The organism is Clostridium sp. NkU-1, from assembly GCA_001312405.1.
Genome location: BBDR01000002.1, coordinates 292,020 through 308,310 on the forward strand (window position 1 = coordinate 292,020; position 16,291 = coordinate 308,310).

The following is a 16,291-nucleotide window of genomic DNA, read 5'->3' on the forward strand; positions in this document are numbered from 1 at the left end:
TTACACCCGGTGCCCGATAAAGCGGGGCGGGCTCTAAGGCTGGGAGGGATCCTGCCCGGTTCGCATAGGCAATAATAAGGTAAAGATAAAAGGGAGGTGGAGACAATAGCAGATTTTTTAGACGGAATGTACTCCTGGGTATCTTTCCTGCCCAGGATATCGAAAACAAATTTAGTTGAAATTATTATTATAGCCGTTCTGCTGTATGAACTGCTGACCTGGATCATGAATACAAGGGCATGGACGCTTTTAAAGGGAATCATCGTGATCCTTGTTTTCTATGTCTTTGCATATGTATTCCGGCTGGATAATATTTTTTGGATTCTCAATAAAATCGCTACACCGGCAGTGACCATGGCGATTGTGATCTTCCAGCCTGAACTTCGAAAGGCTTTAGAGCAACTGGGAAGCAAGAATCCCTTTACAGGGATCCTGACCTTTGATGATGGCAGGGACAATTCCAGTTTTACGGATAAAACGATCAATGAGCTGGTGAAGGCTACTTTTGAGATGGCAAGGGTCAAGACCGGAGCGCTCATGGTAATTGAACGGGGAGACTCTTTAAAAGAGATCGAGCGTACCGGAATAGAAGTAGGAGGAGTTGTCAGCAGCCAGCTTCTTATCAATATTTTTGAGCATAATACGCCGCTGCACGACGGAGCGGTGGTAATTCGGGGGAATCGTGTGGCAGCGGCTACCTGCTACCTGCCTCTGTCCGATAATATGTCCATCAGCAAGGACCTGGGTACAAGGCACAGGGCCGCAGTAGGCGTCAGCGAAGTCAGCGACAGCATTACCATTGTGGTATCGGAAGAAACCGGGCGTGTGACTGTGGCTTTGGAAGGCGGCCTTAAACGGATCGCGGATGCGGATATGCTCCGGTCAGTCCTTGCAGGTGTAAAACGGGAGGCAGAGGAAGGAAGCAGATTCAGGATTTTGAAGGGAAGGCGGAAGAATGAAGGAAAAGCTGTTAAATAATCTTGGACTGAAGGTTGCGTCCCTGGTGCTTGCCTTTGCAGTATGGATGGCAGTTGTCAACATTTCCAATCCCATTATTGACGATTCCCAGGTGGTTGCGATAGAAGTGCGCAATGAGGACGTGCTGGAGGCTGCCAATTTGACCTATGAAATTGTGGGAAAGGATACGGTGACAGTCAGCTACCAGGTGAGAACAAGAGACCGTTCCCTGGTGAAGGCCTCGGACTTTCATGCCTATGTTGATTTAAAGGATTACAACGTGACAGGAGCAATTCCCATCACCGTGGAGATTAATAGAGATAAGGAAAACCTGGTCAAGGGCGACACCATTACGGCTAAGCCAATGGTGATCCGGATCGATACGGAAGAGCTTCAGCGCAAGAAGTTTGATCTTCAGTTCCGGATAAAAGGAGCCCCGGAGGAAGGCTATGCCCTGGGCATGGTCACACTGCTGCCGGATTCTGTGACTGTGGAAGGCCCTGAGTCCCAGATCGGCCAGATCAACCATATGGGAATAGAGATCAATGTGGATAATGCCAATGCGGATATCAATGCCGTGGCCTCTCCGGTCTTTTACGATGCCAACGGCAACGAGATGCCGGACATGGCAAATAAAGTAACTGTCAACAGGCACGAGATCGAATATAATGTATCCGTGCTGAAGGCTAAGAATCTTTCCATCAACTTTGAGGTTTCAGGAGAAGTGGCAAAAGGATACCGGTATACGGGACTGGAATGCAGCATCAAATCCGTACCGGTGGTAGGCACCAAGTCAGTTCTTGCCACCCTGACCAGCTTGTCTGTTTCCTCGGATAAGCTGAATATTGACGGCGCCACTTCTGACAAGGTGGTTCAGCTGGATCTAAGCCAGTATCTGCCGCCAAGCACCTCTGTTGCAGGGGATGAATATAAGAATGTAACCGTGAAGCTGAAGGTAGAACCACTGACTACCAGAGTATTCACTTTGAATTTGAAGAATCTGGATAAGAAGGGTGCAGAAGCTGATTACGATTACAGTTTTGATAAAGAAACTTCTGATGTTACGGTAAAAGGCTGAAGGAAGATTTAGACGCCCTGACAGAAAAGAACTTGAATGCAGTTCTCGACGTATCGGACCAGGAGGCTGGCCCCCATCCCGGAATGGTGACATTTGAGGTTTCGGCAGGGTTTGAGGTGGTTGGTTATACGCCTTTCAATGTGATGGTTGCCCATAAAGATCCGGGTCCCGGAACGGTTGAAAGCAGCACCACAGCCACTTCTGCGGAAGTTCCTGAGTCGCAATGATAAAGTCTTTCTTTTCCCAAAAGGGAAAATGATGGAAGAATGGAGGGAGGAAATTCAGTATGGTCAGTGCTAAAGTTGTTATAAAGAATCCTACCGGCCTGCACTTAAGGCCGGCAGGGATTCTTTGTAAGGAAGCCATGAACTTTAATTCTTCGGTGAGTTTTCAATTTAAAAAACACCACTGCCAATGCGAAAAGCGTGCTTAGCGTATTGGGTGCCTGCGTAAAAAGCGGGGATGAGATTACTTTTGTCTGTGAGGGAGCAGATGAGGAGGAGGCTCTGGCGACCATGGTCAAGGCTGTTGAAGACGGTCTTGGCGAATAGATTAATTATCTAATAATTAATAAGGAGGCTAATTATGTTTAAAGGAACAAGTGCATCTGCGGGAATCGGTATTGGGAAGGCCGTTAACGTAGAAGAAGCAGAGCTTAAGATCACGAGAGAGGAAATAACAGATCCGGAGGCTGAAAAGGCCCGCTTTCAGGCGGCAGTCAAGCAGGCTATGGAAGAGACCGGCCTTTTGGCACAGGATCTGGCAACAAAAGTGGGAGAAAAGGAAGCGGAGATTTTAAACGGTCATCTGCTGCTCCTTTCCGATCCAATGTTGACAGGTGAGATTGAGAATTCTATCACAGGGGAGAATGTCAACAGCGAATATGCCATTGAAAATGTATGCAATTCCTATGCCAATATGTTCGCATCCATGGGAGATGAGCTCATGCAGCAGAGAGCCACGGACATGCATGATATCAAGACCCGCATGCAGAAGATACTTATGGGGGTAAATTCTGTGAATATTTCCGATCTTCCGGAGGGAAGCGTGATCATTGCAAGAGATTTAACGCCTTCCATGACAGCCGGGATCGATCCGAACAAGGTAACCGGTATTGTTACGGAACTGGGAGGAAAGACATCCCACAGCGCCATTCTTGCCAGAGCTTTGGAGATTCCGGCAGTGGTTGCCCTTGAGGGATTTTTAAGCCAGGTGTCCGATGGGGATGATGTGATATTAGATGGATCGAAAGGAATTGTCATTGTGAATCCGGAAGATTCATTAAAGACAGAATATGCCGCAAAGAAGGAAGCCTTTTTAAAGGAAAAGAAGGAGCTGGAGCAATACATCGGCAAGCCAACCGTGACAAAGGATGGGGTTGCCATTGAATTGGTCGGCAATATCGGAAAGCCTGAGGATGTGGAAAAGGTCCTTCATTATGACGGGGAAGGGATCGGATTGTTCAGAACAGAATTTTTGTTTATGGACCGTACCTCAATGCCCACAGAGGACGAGCAGTTTGAAGCTTATCGGAAGGTTGCGGCTGCCATGAACGGCAAGCCTGTGATCATCCGCACTCTGGATATCGGAGGAGATAAGGAAATTCCATATATGGGCCTTGAAAAGGATGAAAATCCATTTTTGGGATACAGGGCGATCCGTTTCTGCCTGGACCGGAAGGAAGATGTGTACAAGCCTCAGCTGCGGGCTCTTTTAAGAGCCAGTGCTTTTGGCAACATCCGCATCATGGTTCCCATGGTGACCTGCTTAGAGGAGTTCAGAGAAGCAAAGGCGCTTGTTGAAGAGCTTAAAAAGGAATTTGATAAAAAAGGAATTGCCTATAAAAAAGATATACAAGTGGGAATCATGGTGGAAACAGCTGCCGCCTCCTTAATGGCGGATGTGTTTGCAAAGGAAGTTGATTTCTTCAGCATCGGAACCAATGACTTAACCCAGTACACCATGTCTGTGGACAGAGGAAACGATAAGGTATCCTATCTGTATTCCCCGTTAAATCCTGCGGTTTTAAGAAGCATCCGCCATGTCATTGAATGCGGGCGGAAAGAAGGGATTATGGTCGGTATGTGCGGGGAGGCTGCAAGCGATCCCATGCTCATTCCCCTGCTTCTGGCATTTGGCTTAAATGAGTTCAGCATGAGTGCGTCTGCTATCTTAAACGCCAGAAAGCTGATTACCGGTTACAGCACAAAGGAACTGCAGGCAGTGGCAGAACAGGCAATGTCCTATTCCACTGCAAAAGAAGTAGAAGACTATATGAGAGAGTTCATTAGCCGTATATAGTGGACTGAAAAAGGGGAAATGCGGCTGTCGCCAGGGCGGCGGCTGCTTTTTCCATATAAGGCGGCGTTTCGATTATTTGCCAAAGGGGATATGTTACGATGAGTGTTTATCTGATCAGCTATGGAGCGTCTTATTTATTTGCAAGAGCAGGCTTTTACTGGCTGTCTGGTATTATTTTAATACTGGCAGCTCTTTTCCTGTACTGGCGGGATTACGGCCGGACCGAGAATATCATTCACTTAAGGGGTGTGTTTTCCCTGTTCTGGGTAGGAGGGGAAGGCATTGCCTGTTTAAAGCTCTCAGAACTTTCATTTGACTGGAATATTATTACGTGGCTTTGTTTTCTGGTAGCATTCCTGGGATTTTGGGTCACCTTTGAATTTTTCGCAAAGCTGCAGGGTGAATCAGGAGGACAGCGTTCCAGCTGGTTCAGTTTTAAGGGCTATGAAAGACCTCTTTTTCTGTCCATGGTTTTTGTGACCTTTGTATCCCTTGCCGGTTTTATTGTTGAGGCGGTGGTGCTGGGGTTCGTTCCCTTCTTTGTGAAAGGAGTGCCTCATGCTTACTCTGCGTTTCATATAACAGGAATTCACTATTTTACCGTATCCTGTGTGCTGGTGCCTGCGCTGTCGGTCCTTTATTTTTGCATTGAACAGGGGAGAAACGGCTTAAGGCTCATTCTGGCCGTGCTTATGGACGTCATTGCATGCATGATTCCGATTTTGTGCGTGTCCCGTTTCCAGCTGATCCTGTCTGTTGGTTTGGCGGTTCTTACTTATATTGCTATGGAGCACAGGCTGAAGATCGCGTATGGGGTGGGCCTGATGATTGGTATGATCCCCATTTATGTGATTCTAACCATTGCAAGAGGCCATGATGTTTCCTATTTAAACGGCATTTTTCAGATGAAAAACAGCCAGATGCCCATATTCATCACTCAGCCTTATATGTACATTGCAAACAATTACGACAATTTTAACTGCCTGGTAGAGTGGCTTCCGTCCCATACTTTTGGCCTTCGGATGCTCTTTCCCTTATGGCGCTTACAGGGCTTAAATTCCTTGTCCCGGCTCTTGTGGATTTCCCCATCTATGTGACAAAAGAGGAATTGACCACGGTCACCCTGTTTTATGATTCGTTTTATGATTTTGGCATTGTGGGTGTCCTGTTATTTGGATGTATTCTGGGTGGAGTTGCGTTTTTCCTGATGCGGATGGTAAAGCGTATCCGCAATCCCATTGGCTATCTGTTCTATGCCCAGTTTGCCATGTATATGATTCTTTCCTTTTTCACCACCTGGTTCAGTAATCCTTCCACCTGGTTTTACTTTGGAATGACGGGAGTTTTGTTTGCTTTTTGTTCGTGGAATAATAATGGAACACATGGCTGACTATATAAAAAGCTCCCGGAAAAAACTGGTGTTCTGCTTGACGGCAGCACACCAGTTTTTCCGGGAGCTTTTTGTTATGTATGAATTGAAATCAGGCCCTTGGTGTGCCGGAAGGCTCCTTTTCCTCCATGGGAGGGGAGATGGCAAGGCGCTTTTTCTTTTTGCGCCGCCGGTAAAAGAAAATGGCAGAGGCTGCTGCGGCAATTGGCAGCCAGAATGGACTGGTTGTAATGGCACTGATCGTAAGATTTAACAAGACGGACTTAAAAAGCTTAAGATTGCCTGCGAATCCATTTCTTATGCGGGTACCGGCTGATTCCGGGGCAGTGGGGGTAAATGTGGTGACTTCCCAGATGCTTAGGGAAACCGTGCCGTAATTCACCTGATTGTCGTATAGCTTAAGCTGGTATTCCATGGATTCCAACTGGTAGCGTATCTCGGAAAGCCGCTGCTGGAGGGTGATGACCGTATCAATTGACTCCGCTTTTTGGAGGAATTCCCACAGCTTTTCCTGCTCCACTTCCAGGGACTTTTTTTCTGCTTTCCAGATCGCTGTACTGCAGCGTAACATCTTGGGTGGATTCAGATTTATCGGTGATATTGCCATTGGTTTCCACTGTGCTTATAAAGCTGTCAATCTGGTTCACGGGAATCCGGATGGTCATATTGGCATACCTTGGCACCGGTTTTCCAAGGCTGTCTAAGCGGCTGCCTGTCATGTCGGATTGTTCTACATATCCGCCAAGCTGGGTGATCCTGGTCTGGAGGTTATGAAGCAGTGTTTCAAATCCATCTGTTTCCACGTTCATGGATATGTTCCTTATGAGTTTCCTTCCGGCCGGAAGCACCTGGCCGCTTCCGGTTTCGCCGGCCAGTGATGTAACAGCTTTTTCTTCTTCCCCATTTTCATACTGGCTGTCTGGACTGACCGGGACATTGGTCTCTGCAGTCATGGCAGGCCCATAATCCGATACAGCGTTCTGAGCCACTGCTGCGGACTTATTGGAGCATGCGCTTAGGCAGAGAATTACCAGAAGAGACAGGACGAATCCCCATTTTCTTTTTCTCATTGAACCCCTCCTTTTATCATCATATTTCTAGGAATCAAGTGATATCCTTAGAATAGCATGGTGCCTGGACCATTTCAACAAAGGCGGAGAAGCTTAAGAAAAAACTTATATATTTCCATGCTCTTTTACAGCTTCTGAAGGGGAAAGGTGAAAATGTTTTTTTATAGGCCCTGAAAAAGGTTGAATAGTTTTTAAAGCCGCTGCTAAAACAGGCTTCGGTAACTGGCATTCCGGTTTTTAAAAGGTCCCTTGCCAAAAGAAGGCGCTTTTCCGTGATATAGTCAAACAAAGTATAACCGGTCTCCCCTTTGAATAAGTGCATCAGGTGATAACGGCTGATATAGCATGATTCTGCAATGGCGTCCACGGTTATATCTTCCATCAAGTGACTGTTTATATAGTCCATAATTCCTAAAATACGCCGGTCACCGGTGGAAGGAGGAAGATACTGTACCCGGTTAGCTAAAGAAGCCCTGTTCAACTGGATCATGAATTCCAGAAACACCACCTGACAGTACAGATCCCTGGCATAGCCGTCATGGGTGCAGGCATATTCCAGGTTCGACAATGTGCGGTACAGGCCGCTTTTTTCCATGGAATGAATCCGCAGGACGTGGGAATGCAGCTCTTTTGATTTTTGGAAGCAGGTGCTCAAATCATAGCTGTCAGACCGGTAAGCCAGTAAAAATCCTGGGGAAAGATAGACGATGATCCTTTCATAAGGCACTGACGGGTCAATGTCAGGCTTGTGAATATCGTTATGGCGGACCAGTATGATGTCATAGGGATTCAGTTTATAAGCACAGCCTTCGATCCGGTAGGTTACGGATCCCCGGATGAAAATGATGATTTTATCGAAATCATGATAATGGTATTCAAAATCCTGTTTTTTTGTATCGGTCAGATGAAACAGACGGAAATCGCTGTTTAAATATCCCCGCTTTTCGTAGTTATCCATTTAATCTTATCCTTTCTGCCCACTGCTTTTTATAATATAACATAATTTGCAATAAAAAAAGCATTATATTGATGGAAATGATAAATAGTGCTGTATATAATTAAATATATAAAACAAAAGTGGATGGATAGAAGGAAGACAAGAATGAAAATAGTAGTATTAGCGGGCGGTTTCAGCCCGGAAAGAGAAGTCTCATTATCCTCAGGGGCCATGATCACAAACGCATTGATGAGGAATGGACATGAGGTTTACCTGCTGGATTCTTACCTGGGAGTTGAGGACGGGGAAGGGGTCTGTTTTAAAAGCCTTAAAGATGGTACAGACCTTTCCTGGGAGATCGGAAGAACGGTTCCCAAACTTGACCTTCTGCCAAAGAGCGGAAGGGAGAAGGCTATATAGGAAACCGGGTCATTGAAATTTGCAGGCAGGCTGACGTAGTATTTCTGGCATTACACGGAGGCGCCGGAGAAAACGGGCAGATGCAGGCCGTTTTTGATGCCTATGGCATTTCCTATACAGGAACTGGTTACGAAGGGTGCTTAAAAGCCATGGATAAGCCTTTGGCAAAGCTCCTGATGAGAGCCTCCGGCATACCAACTCCGGATTGGCGCCTTTATACAAGAGGGGAGCCTTTGGAGCCGTTTTCTTTCCCCTGTGTGGTAAAGCCATGCGGCTGCGGATCCAGCGTAGGTGTTGCCATGGTGGATAAGGAAGAACAGTGGGAAGAGGCCCTTTGTTCTGCCTTTGCCTATGAAGACCGGATATTGGCGGAAGTAAAAATTACTGGCAGGGAATTTTCTGTTGGGATCCTGGGAGAAAAAGCCCTTCCTGCAATTGAGATCATACCTAAGGCAGGGTTTTATGATTATGAAAATAAGTATCAGGCAGGCATGACGGAAGAAATCTGTCCGGCAAGGCTGACAAAGAACGAGGAGGAGGCCATGAGCCTGATGGCTTTGAAGGTCCATGGCGCTTTGGGACTGGGGTATTATTCCAGGGTGGATTTCATCATGGAGGAAGATGGCAGCCTTTACTGTCTGGAGCCAATACACTGCCGGGAATGACGCCTTTCAGCCTTCTTCCCCAGGAGGCTAAGGCTGCCGGAATTTCATATTATGAATTATGTGAGGATATTGCAAGGCACGGGAAAGGAGCTTTATCATGAATATCACGTTGGAAAAATATCATGGACTGGGCAACGATTATCTGATTTTTGACCCCAATAAAAATGAATTGGAGCTGACAGAGGAAAGTGTCCGCTTAATCTGCAACCGGAATTTCGGAGTAGGGTCTGACGGGCTTTTGGTAGGGCCTGTCCTTGGTCAGGATAAGCTGGAACTTAAGATTTTAAATCCCGACGGAAGCGAAGCGGAGTTAAGCGGCAACGGAGTCCGGATCTTTGGGAAATACTTAAAGGATGCCGGATATGTGCAGAAAAACCGCTTTATTGTCAATACATTAAGCGGGCAGCAGACGATCCAGTACTTAAATGAGAGCGGAACCAAAATAAAGGTATCCATGGGAAAATTAAACTTTTACAGTGACGAAATTCCTGTAACAGGGCCAAGGAGAGAGGTATTAAATGAAACCATGATGTTTGGAAGCATCCCTTACCGGGTCACCTGTGTTTCTATAGGCAATCCTCACTGCGTCATCTGGCTCAACGATATATCAAAGGAACTGGCCTGCCGGATCGGAAAGCATTCGGAAACAGCCGATTATTTCCGGAAAAAAATAAATACGGAGCTTTTGAAGGTTGTGGACAGGACCAATATTGAAATTGAGATTTACGAACGGGGAGCCGGATATACCCTGGCCTCGGGAACCAGCGGCTGTGCGGCCGCTGGTGCGGCATACCGTATGGGGCTTACGGACTAAGATGTATGTACACATGCCGGGAGGCGTGCTTGAAGTGGAAATTGAAAAGGATGGCAGCGTGCTGATGACAGGGGAAGTTGGTTACGTAGGAAGATTCACCCTTTCTCATGAGATGACGGAGCAGCTGCGCGCACTCAGGTAATAAAATATAACAGGCTGGCAAAATGGGCACGGCAATCAACCGTTATTTCAAAGCAGGCGGGAACCGCTTTGTCTGAGACAAACGGAAGGTTGTTGTGCCTTTTGCATTTTCCTGTTTTCATGATGTGGGTCTGAACCTGTTGACGGAAACAGCGTTTTCATACTATAATATTACAATAATTTATATGGTGCGCAGATAATGTGATGCAGGAGAGGCGGGGGCTTATGAATCTTACGTCGGCTGAAACGGGTGAAGCCGGTATTTACATAGTTGACCAGGATTACAGGATCATTTATCTCAATGAAGCGGCTAAGTCATACTATCCGGATTTAAGAGAGGGAATGTACTGTTATCAGGGGGTTGGGAAAGGACTGGGACCCTGTAAAGATTGTCCGGGTACAGGGGAAAAGTCCGGGCATGTGATATTTTATAATTCTGCCTCAGAGCTTTGGATGGATGTATCCTCTGGTATGATTGACTGGCCTGGACACAAAGGCTGCAGGCTCATCATGTTCAAGCCGGTGGATGAGAAGAATAAGAATCTTTTTTTTATCATCTGACGGATAACACCGTTTATGATGAGCTTTTTGAATTGAACATTGCCACAAACTCTTATAGGATCCTGTTTCATCAGAAAGATAAATTCAGGATTCCAGAGCTGGAAGGACAGCTAGACTCCATGTTCCAGGATGCGGCGGATTTTTTAATTCACCCGGAAGACAGGGAGGAATTTTTGGCATTCTGGAACAGGGCTACCCTGTTAGACCGTCTTCATGCAGGCGGAAGGATCATTAAGGGTGAATTCCGCAGGCTGCTGGTGGGCGGGAACTACTGCTGGATCAGTGTGATTGCCGTTTTGTTCCGGTGCGGGGATTGTGCGGATCCAATCATCATGAGTTATGTCCAGGATATTGACAGCAGGAAGAAGCAGGAAGTGGAAGCCCAGAAAAAGCTTCAGGAGAAGCGGGAAGAAACGGATTCCTTAACAGGACTTTTCCGTTACGGCCCTTTTTTTGAGAAAGCGGACCAGCTTTTGAAAAAAACAATCCGGCACAAGATATTTTATGGTGGCCATTGATATTGAGCATTTTAAGCTTTTTAATGAATGGTATGGGGAAGAGGAAGGGGACCGGTTCCTGATTAAAATCGGAAAATATTTAAAATCCCTGGAGCTGCTGTATGGTTCCCTGGCAGGGTATATGGGCGGAGATGACTTTATCATCATCCTTCCGGAAGACATTTCCATACTAAAAAACCTGGAAGGTGAGATTAATCATTATGCCAGACAGTACGGCGGCAATGCAGGATTTCTTCCGGCTTTTGGCGTTTACCGGATTGAGGACCGGAGGCTTTCGGTCAGCATGATGTATGACAGGGCGGCAATCGCCTTAAACTCCGTAAAGGGGAATTATGCCAAGAGAATAGGCTGGTACGATCCTGGCATGAAACAGAAAATGGAAAAGGACCAGATCCTTCTCTCAGAAATTCAGAGCGCCCTGGAAAAGAGAGAATTTATTTTTTACGTCCAGCCCCAGTGCAACATGCTTACAGGCAAGATCATCGGCCTGGAATCCCTGGTCAGATGGCGGCATCCGCTTCGGGGGCTTATCTCACCCGCAGAGTTCATACCGCTTTTAGAGCAGAACGGGTTTATTACCTATCTGGACATTTATATCTGGGAGATGGTTTGCAGGCAGTTAAACAGCTGGGCAAAGGCCGGGAAAAAAACTGATTCCCATTTCCATCAATATGTCCCGCATGGACATCTATGCCATTGATGTTGTGGAAAAATTCAAGGAGCTGGTAAGCAGATACGAGATTGATCCAAGATACTTGGAAATCGAGATTACGGAAAGCGCCTATGCAGAGGATGATGATAAGATGCAGAGGGTTCTTGAGGATCTGCGCAGGGCAGGCTTCCCGGTGTTTATGGATGATTTTGGAAGCGGCTATTCTTCTCTTAACATGCTAAAGGATGTCAATGTTGATGTTATTAAGATCGACACCAAATTCCTGGATATGAATGAAAACAGCCAGAGCCGGGGAATGGGGATTTTAGAGACCATTGTGAGAATGGCAAGGGTCATGCAGATGAAGATCATCGCCGAAGGGGTCGAAAGAAAGGACCAGGTGGACTTTTTTAAGAAATATCGGCTGTATTTACGGGCAGGGATATTATTATTATAAGCCGCTTCCCGTGGAAGAGGCGGAACAGCTTTTAATGCAGGAGGATCAGGTGGATTACGGGGGGATCCAGGCCCGCCAGTTAGGACAGCTGAAACTGGAGGACCTGTTTAATGAAAACATCACCAGCGAGGCGATGTTAAATAACATGCTGGGGGCAATCGCCCTGTATGAAGTGTATGAGGACCAGTGCGAGGTTCTTCGGGTAAATCAGGAATATTACCACATTACAGGGGATAATCCCATTGATATGGAAGAACACAGATGGTTTTTATTAAACCGAGTTTATATAGATGACAGGGACTGGGTTTTGAGCATTTTTGAAAAGGCATACAACAACCCAATCCGGGGAGGCGAAGGCATTTTCCGGCAGTACCGCCTAAGCGGGAAACTGATGTGGGTACATTTGCGCGTATTCTTTTTGAGGGAGCAGGATGAACACCGTCTGTACTATGGAGCAGTAAGGGATGCCACGGAACAGATGGAGCAGCGTCAGAAACTGGAGGACTCCCAGAAAATTCTGGGAGATATGCTGAAGCTTTCCGGAAGGGATATTTCTTTTGAGAAGCTTCCTGACCGTCATGCTGCTGTTTCCATGATGGAGACCTATGTGATGCGCCGCCGCTTCCAGCCTTCGGCCCTGGTTTTATTTGAGATTTTGGGACCGGGAGAAGGATGTGGAGGAGGGAAGACGGTAAAGCCCCTTTTTGCCCCTTATGTGGAATGCCTGAAACGCTTTTTCAGAGAAGATGATATCATCTGCTTAAACGGTGTATATGAAGCAATGGTACTGTGCAAAAATATCCGGAGCAATGATATGGAGCATAAGCTTAAGCGGGTGGCGAAAGCTTTGACCCAGGAACTTTCGGGAAATGAGACAGAGCATTTGTTCTCGATTAATGCTGCTTTTGCTATAATAGAGGCGCAGGATAAAGATTTTGAAGATTGCCGTGATAAGGCAAGATCAGCTCTTGTACAGTCCAGGAAGCTTACAGACAGGGGAAGCGTGAAATAAGAATAGACCACTTCCGGCACCTGTGATATAATGAGCGCAAGAGCACGAAGATAAAATCACTTCAGGGAAAGGAATAAGATTATGATAGCAGACAAGATGAGACCCCTTGTAGAAAACAATTCCGCCATCCGTGCCATGTTTGAGGAAGGAAAAAAAGATGGCTGCCGTGTATGGCAGAGAGAATGTCTATGATTTCAGCCTTGGAAATCCCAATGTACCGGCTCCGCCGGCGGTAAACCAGGCCATTCTTGACATTATCAGGGAAGAGGAAACCACTTTAATCCATGGATACATGAGCAATGCAGGATTCGAGGATACAAGAGCTGCAGTTGCCCAGTCCTTAAACAGACGGTTTGGGACTCATTTTCGTCTGGAAAATATTCTTATGACCGTTGGGGCGGCCAGCGGCATGAATGTGGTATTAAAAACCATATTGGATCCCGGCGATGAAGTGCTGGTGTTTGCGCCGTATTTTATGGAATATGGTTCCTATGTCCGCAATTATGACGGCGTGCTTACGGTTGTACCTCCCGATAGGTCCAGCTTTCAGCCTGATTTAAAGGAGTTTGAGACACGGATCACCCCCAGGACAAAGGCAGTGATCATTAATACTCCCAATAATCCTACGGGCGTAGTTTATTCTGCAGAGACTCTCCGCCAGATCGCAGGCATCCTTAAGAAGAAGGAAACAGAGCTTGGCACCCAGATCGTGCTGATTTCTGATGAACCTTACCGGGAGCTGGCTTATGATGGGGTGGAGGTTCCCTATGTGACACCGTTTTATCATAATACAATAGTCTGCTATTCTTACAGTAAATCTTTGTCCCTGCCTGGGGAACGGATCGGATATCTGGTAATTCCCGATGAAGTGAGGATTCTCCAAAGGTCATAGCTGCTGCAGCCGTTGCCAACCGCGTGCTGGGCTGTGTCAACGCGCCTTCCCTTATGCAGCGGGTAATCGTCCGCTGCGTGGATGAACAGGTAAATCTGCAAGCCTATAACAGGAATCGGGAGCTTCTCTATAACAGCTTAAAAGAATATGGGTTTGACTGCATCAAGCCGGAGGGAGCCTTTTACTTATTTGTAAAGACACCGGTGGATGATAAGGAATTCTGTCAGTTCTGCAAAGAGCACAGGGTGCTTTTGGTGCCTGGAACTTCCTTTGCATGTCCGGGCTATGTAAGGATCGCTTATTGCGTGTCCTATGAGCAGATCAAACGCTCTTTGCCGGCATTTAAGAAAATTGCAGAAGAGTATGGCCTGATAGAAAAAGGGGAGGAAGCATAATGAAGCCATGGGAAGCAAACATCCGCAGGGTTGCTCCCTATGTGCCGGGAGAGCAGCCCAAGGGAGAAAAGTTAATTAAGCTGAATACCAACGAAAACCCATATCCGCCGTCTAAAAACGTCAGCCAGGCTTTGGCCCGGATGGACTGCGGCTTGTTTCGCAAATATCCGGATCCGGCAGCCACAGTTCTTGTTAAAGCCCTTTCAAAAGCTTACGAGGTGGAAGAGGACAGGATTTTCGTAGGAGTAGGTTCTGATGATGTGCTCGCAGTTGCTTTTATGACCTTTTTTAATTCCGGCAAGCCTGTCCTCTTTCCTGATGTGAGTTATTCCTTTTATAAGGTGTGGGCGGATTTATTCCGGATTCCATATGAAACACCTGCCTTGATGAGGAATTTTGTATCCGGAAGGAAGATTATTACAGGGAAAATGGGGGAATCATATTTCCAAACCCCAATGCGCCTACCGGCCTTTTTATGCCTCTTTCTGAAGTAGAGGATATCATAGCCCATAACCAGGAATCAGTGATAATTGTGGATGAAGCCTATATTGATTTCGGCGGAGAAAGTGCATTAAGGCTGACTGAAAAATATGAAAATCTTCTTGTGGTGCAGACCTTCAGCAAATCCCGTTCCATGGCAGGAATGAGAATTGGCTGTGCTTACGGGCATCCGGACCTGATCCGCGCATTAAACGATGTGAAGTATTCCTATAATTCCTATACCATGAATATTCCTTCCCTGGTTCTGGGTGCAAAAGCCCTTGAAGATGAAACGTATTTTAAGGAAACCCTGGAAAAGATCATAAACACGAGAGAGCAGGCCAAAAAAAGGCTTGGGGAATTGGGTTTTTCCTTCCCGGATTCCATGGCAAACTTTATCTTTGCCACTCATAGAGAACGCAGGGCAGAGGAGATATACAAGGCTCTTCGGGAAAACAATATTTTTGTCCGGTATTTTAAGCAGCCAAGGCTTGACAATTACCTGCGTATTTCCATAGGAACGGATGAAGAGATGGAGGCGTTATACCGTTTTTTGAAAGAATATCTTTAGAATTTATTCATTTGTCAGGAAGGCTTTTGGGGAGTATCATATAAGCGGGTGATTAAAATGGAACAAGTTAGAAAATATTGCAGACTGATTCTTAATATTGTGATACCGATTTTATTTGTATATTTAATATGCGTGTGGGGACCGAAGCTTTTAAATTTCTTCCTTCCCTTTGTCATTGGCTGGGTCATTGCGGTGATTGCCAATCCTTTGGTGCGTTTCTTAGAGAAACGTTTAAAGATCGTAAGGAAGCACAGCTCTGTGCTGATCGTGGTTGCGGTGCTTGCGGTTATTATAACGGTGCTTTATTTCCTGGTTTCCAAGCTTATTTCCGAAACCGCCGGATTTGCAAGAGATATTCCCAAGTATTATGAAGCTGCCTGGATCGAGATCCAGAAGCTGCTTTTGGAAGTGGAGGGGCTTTTGCAGTTCCTTCCCCAGAACATTCAGGACTCTGTGAACCAGTTTTTTTACCCATATGGGCGAATATTTAAATGTGATGGTTCAGAAAATCGCCTCTCCTACGGTAACGGTGGCGGGAAATATGGTAAAGAGCATTCCAGCAGCACTGGTTTATACCATTGTGACGATTTTTTTCATCCTATCTGTTCATTGTGGACAGAGATAGGATTATGGAAGTGCTTCGCCGGTATATACCGGATGGAGGAACCAAATATTACCAGTATCTGAAAAAAGATGCCAGGCGTCTTGTGGGCGGTTATTTTCTTGCCCAGTTTAAGATCATGTTTGTCATTGCCTCCGTATTAGCGGTGGGATTTCTGGTACTGGGAGTGAATTATGCTCTGCTTCTTGCAGTTATTATAGCCATTCTTGATTTTCTGCCGATTTTAGGAACCGGTACTATTCTGATTCCATGGGCATTGATCCGCCTGGTTGCAGGTGAGTATGCCTTTGGTGTGGGCCTGCTGGTTATCTATGTTCTGACCCTGGTCTTAAGGCAGGTCATTCAGCCAAGATCGTAG

17 protein-coding genes and 5 pseudogenes are annotated in these 16,291 nt (G+C 46.3%); 19 read left to right on the forward strand and 3 right to left on the reverse strand.

Translation table 11 applies throughout. The annotated features are described in order from the left end of the window. Positions 1-105: 105 nt before the first annotated feature. The 7 genes and pseudogenes from cdaA (at position 106) to JCM10519_RS26205 (ending at position 5,726) form a co-directional block, all read left to right on the forward strand. Positions 106-978, forward strand: coding sequence for a diadenylate cyclase CdaA (gene cdaA / locus JCM10519_RS04145; RefSeq protein WP_054738190.1), 873 nt, complete (start codon positions 106-108; stop codon positions 976-978). Then, positions 956-2,035, forward strand: coding sequence for a CdaR family protein (locus JCM10519_RS04150; protein WP_054738055.1), 1,080 nt, complete (start codon positions 956-958; stop codon positions 2,033-2,035). Before cdaA ends, JCM10519_RS04150 begins: the two co-directional genes overlap by 23 nt. A gap of 32 nt (positions 2,036-2,067) precedes the next feature. Next, positions 2,068-2,262 carry a hypothetical protein gene (locus tag JCM10519_RS04155; RefSeq protein ID WP_054738056.1) on the forward strand — a complete coding sequence of 65 codons (195 nt, stop codon included), beginning with the start codon at positions 2,068-2,070 and terminating at the stop codon, positions 2,260-2,262. A 59-nt stretch (positions 2,263-2,321) separates the two neighbouring features. Then, positions 2,322-2,586 (forward strand): annotated as a pseudogene (locus JCM10519_RS04160) (HPr family phosphocarrier protein). A 34-nt stretch (positions 2,587-2,620) separates the two neighbouring features. Next, positions 2,621-4,336, forward strand: coding sequence for a phosphoenolpyruvate--protein phosphotransferase (gene ptsP, locus JCM10519_RS04165; protein ID WP_054738057.1), 1,716 nt, complete (start codon positions 2,621-2,623; stop codon positions 4,334-4,336). 98 nt (positions 4,337-4,434) lie between these two features. After that, entirely contained in the window at positions 4,435-5,433 is a 999-nt protein-coding gene (locus tag JCM10519_RS04170) for an O-antigen polymerase (RefSeq protein WP_347843074.1), read from the forward strand. Further along, complete coding sequence (locus tag JCM10519_RS26205; RefSeq protein WP_347843075.1) at positions 5,373-5,726, forward strand: O-antigen polymerase; 354 nt, start codon at positions 5,373-5,375, stop codon at positions 5,724-5,726. The genes JCM10519_RS04170 and JCM10519_RS26205 overlap by 61 nt, the downstream gene beginning before the upstream one ends. A 91-nt stretch (positions 5,727-5,817) precedes the next feature. On the opposite strand, the gene JCM10519_RS04175 is transcribed toward JCM10519_RS26205, so the two are convergent. From JCM10519_RS04175 to JCM10519_RS04185, 3 genes are read right to left on the reverse strand one after another with little or no spacing between them, the layout of a single operon-like run. After that, positions 5,818-6,246: a DUF4349 domain-containing protein gene (locus tag JCM10519_RS04175; protein WP_054738058.1), complete on the reverse strand. Its 429-nt coding sequence runs from the start codon at positions 6,244-6,246 to the stop codon at positions 5,818-5,820. Further along, positions 6,197-6,796, reverse strand: coding sequence for a DUF4349 domain-containing protein (locus JCM10519_RS04180; RefSeq protein WP_054738059.1), 600 nt, complete (start codon positions 6,794-6,796; stop codon positions 6,197-6,199). The genes JCM10519_RS04175 and JCM10519_RS04180 overlap by 50 nt, the downstream gene beginning before the upstream one ends. Before the next feature lie 34 nt (positions 6,797-6,830). Further along, complete coding sequence (locus JCM10519_RS04185) at positions 6,831-7,754, reverse strand: AraC family transcriptional regulator (protein ID WP_347843076.1); 924 nt, start codon at positions 7,752-7,754, stop codon at positions 6,831-6,833. Positions 7,755-7,898: 144 nt separating this feature from the next. On the opposite strand from JCM10519_RS04185, the gene JCM10519_RS26210 reads away from it, so the two are divergent. The 12 genes and pseudogenes from JCM10519_RS26210 (at position 7,899) to JCM10519_RS26220 (ending at position 16,291) form a co-directional block, all read left to right on the forward strand. Next, on the forward strand, positions 7,899-8,153 hold the full coding sequence (locus JCM10519_RS26210; protein ID WP_347843077.1) for a hypothetical protein: 255 nt from the start codon (positions 7,899-7,901) through the stop codon (positions 8,151-8,153). 17 nt (positions 8,154-8,170) lie between these two features. Continuing rightward, positions 8,171-8,919, forward strand: a pseudogene (locus JCM10519_RS04190) (D-alanine--D-alanine ligase). Further along, positions 8,916-9,774 (forward strand): annotated as a pseudogene (gene dapF, locus JCM10519_RS04195) (diaminopimelate epimerase). The pseudogenes JCM10519_RS04190 and dapF overlap by 4 nt, the downstream one beginning before the upstream one ends. 224 nt (positions 9,775-9,998) lie before the next feature. Continuing rightward, on the forward strand, positions 9,999-10,334 hold the full coding sequence (locus JCM10519_RS04200; RefSeq protein ID WP_054738060.1) for a hypothetical protein: 336 nt from the start codon (positions 9,999-10,001) through the stop codon (positions 10,332-10,334). 32 nt (positions 10,335-10,366) lie between these two features. Further along, positions 10,367-10,852, forward strand: a complete 486-nt coding sequence (locus tag JCM10519_RS04205; protein WP_054738061.1) for a hypothetical protein — start codon at positions 10,367-10,369, stop codon at positions 10,850-10,852. Further along, the gene (locus JCM10519_RS04210; RefSeq protein ID WP_054738062.1) at positions 10,839-11,552 is read left to right on the forward strand and encodes an EAL domain-containing protein; all 714 of its coding nucleotides are present in this window, start codon (positions 10,839-10,841) and stop codon (positions 11,550-11,552) included. The genes JCM10519_RS04205 and JCM10519_RS04210 overlap by 14 nt, the downstream gene beginning before the upstream one ends. Then, positions 11,533-11,961 carry an EAL domain-containing protein gene (locus JCM10519_RS04215; RefSeq protein WP_054738063.1) on the forward strand — a complete coding sequence of 143 codons (429 nt, stop codon included), beginning with the start codon at positions 11,533-11,535 and terminating at the stop codon, positions 11,959-11,961. Before JCM10519_RS04210 ends, JCM10519_RS04215 begins: the two co-directional genes overlap by 20 nt. A gap of 10 nt (positions 11,962-11,971) precedes the next feature. Then, entirely contained in the window at positions 11,972-12,973 is a 1,002-nt protein-coding gene (locus JCM10519_RS04220; protein ID WP_054738064.1) for a PAS domain-containing protein, read from the forward strand. Between the two features lie 81 nt (positions 12,974-13,054). Next, positions 13,055-14,260: pseudogene (locus JCM10519_RS04225) on the forward strand (pyridoxal phosphate-dependent aminotransferase). Continuing rightward, positions 14,260-15,311 (forward strand): annotated as a pseudogene (gene hisC / locus JCM10519_RS04230) (histidinol-phosphate transaminase). Before JCM10519_RS04225 ends, hisC begins: the two co-directional pseudogenes overlap by 1 nt. 57 nt (positions 15,312-15,368) lie before the next feature. After that, complete coding sequence (locus tag JCM10519_RS26215; RefSeq protein WP_347843078.1) at positions 15,369-15,998, forward strand: AI-2E family transporter; 630 nt, start codon at positions 15,369-15,371, stop codon at positions 15,996-15,998. Further along, the gene (locus JCM10519_RS26220; RefSeq protein WP_347843079.1) at positions 15,941-16,291 is read left to right on the forward strand and encodes an AI-2E family transporter; all 351 of its coding nucleotides are present in this window, start codon (positions 15,941-15,943) and stop codon (positions 16,289-16,291) included. The genes JCM10519_RS26215 and JCM10519_RS26220 overlap by 58 nt, the downstream gene beginning before the upstream one ends.

What these genes read in the sequence shown, in the direction of transcription:
- JCM10519_RS04210 (WP_054738062.1), top strand. Translation starts at nt 10,839, where the DNA reads ATGGTGGCCATTGATATTGAGCATTTTAAGCTTTTTAATGAATGGTAT.
- JCM10519_RS26215 (WP_347843078.1), top strand. Translation starts at nt 15,369, where the DNA reads ATGGAACAAGTTAGAAAATATTGCAGACTGATTCTTAATATTGTGATA.
- JCM10519_RS04185 (WP_347843076.1), bottom strand. Translation starts at nt 7,754, where the DNA reads ATGGATAACTACGAAAAGCGGGGATATTTAAACAGCGATTTCCGTCTG.
- JCM10519_RS04215 (WP_054738063.1), top strand. Translation starts at nt 11,533, where the DNA reads ATGGACATCTATGCCATTGATGTTGTGGAAAAATTCAAGGAGCTGGTA.
- ptsP (WP_054738057.1), top strand. Translation starts at nt 2,621, where the DNA reads ATGTTTAAAGGAACAAGTGCATCTGCGGGAATCGGTATTGGGAAGGCC.
- JCM10519_RS26210 (WP_347843077.1), top strand. Translation starts at nt 7,899, where the DNA reads ATGAAAATAGTAGTATTAGCGGGCGGTTTCAGCCCGGAAAGAGAAGTC.
- JCM10519_RS04200 (WP_054738060.1), top strand. Translation starts at nt 9,999, where the DNA reads ATGAATCTTACGTCGGCTGAAACGGGTGAAGCCGGTATTTACATAGTT.
- JCM10519_RS04180 (WP_054738059.1), bottom strand. Translation starts at nt 6,796, where the DNA reads ATGAGAAAAAGAAAATGGGGATTCGTCCTGTCTCTTCTGGTAATTCTC.
- JCM10519_RS04170 (WP_347843074.1), top strand. Translation starts at nt 4,435, where the DNA reads ATGAGTGTTTATCTGATCAGCTATGGAGCGTCTTATTTATTTGCAAGA.
- JCM10519_RS04150 (WP_054738055.1), top strand. Translation starts at nt 956, where the DNA reads ATGAAGGAAAAGCTGTTAAATAATCTTGGACTGAAGGTTGCGTCCCTG.
- JCM10519_RS26220 (WP_347843079.1), top strand. Translation starts at nt 15,941, where the DNA reads ATGGAAGTGCTTCGCCGGTATATACCGGATGGAGGAACCAAATATTAC.
- JCM10519_RS26205 (WP_347843075.1), top strand. Translation starts at nt 5,373, where the DNA reads ATGGCGCTTACAGGGCTTAAATTCCTTGTCCCGGCTCTTGTGGATTTC.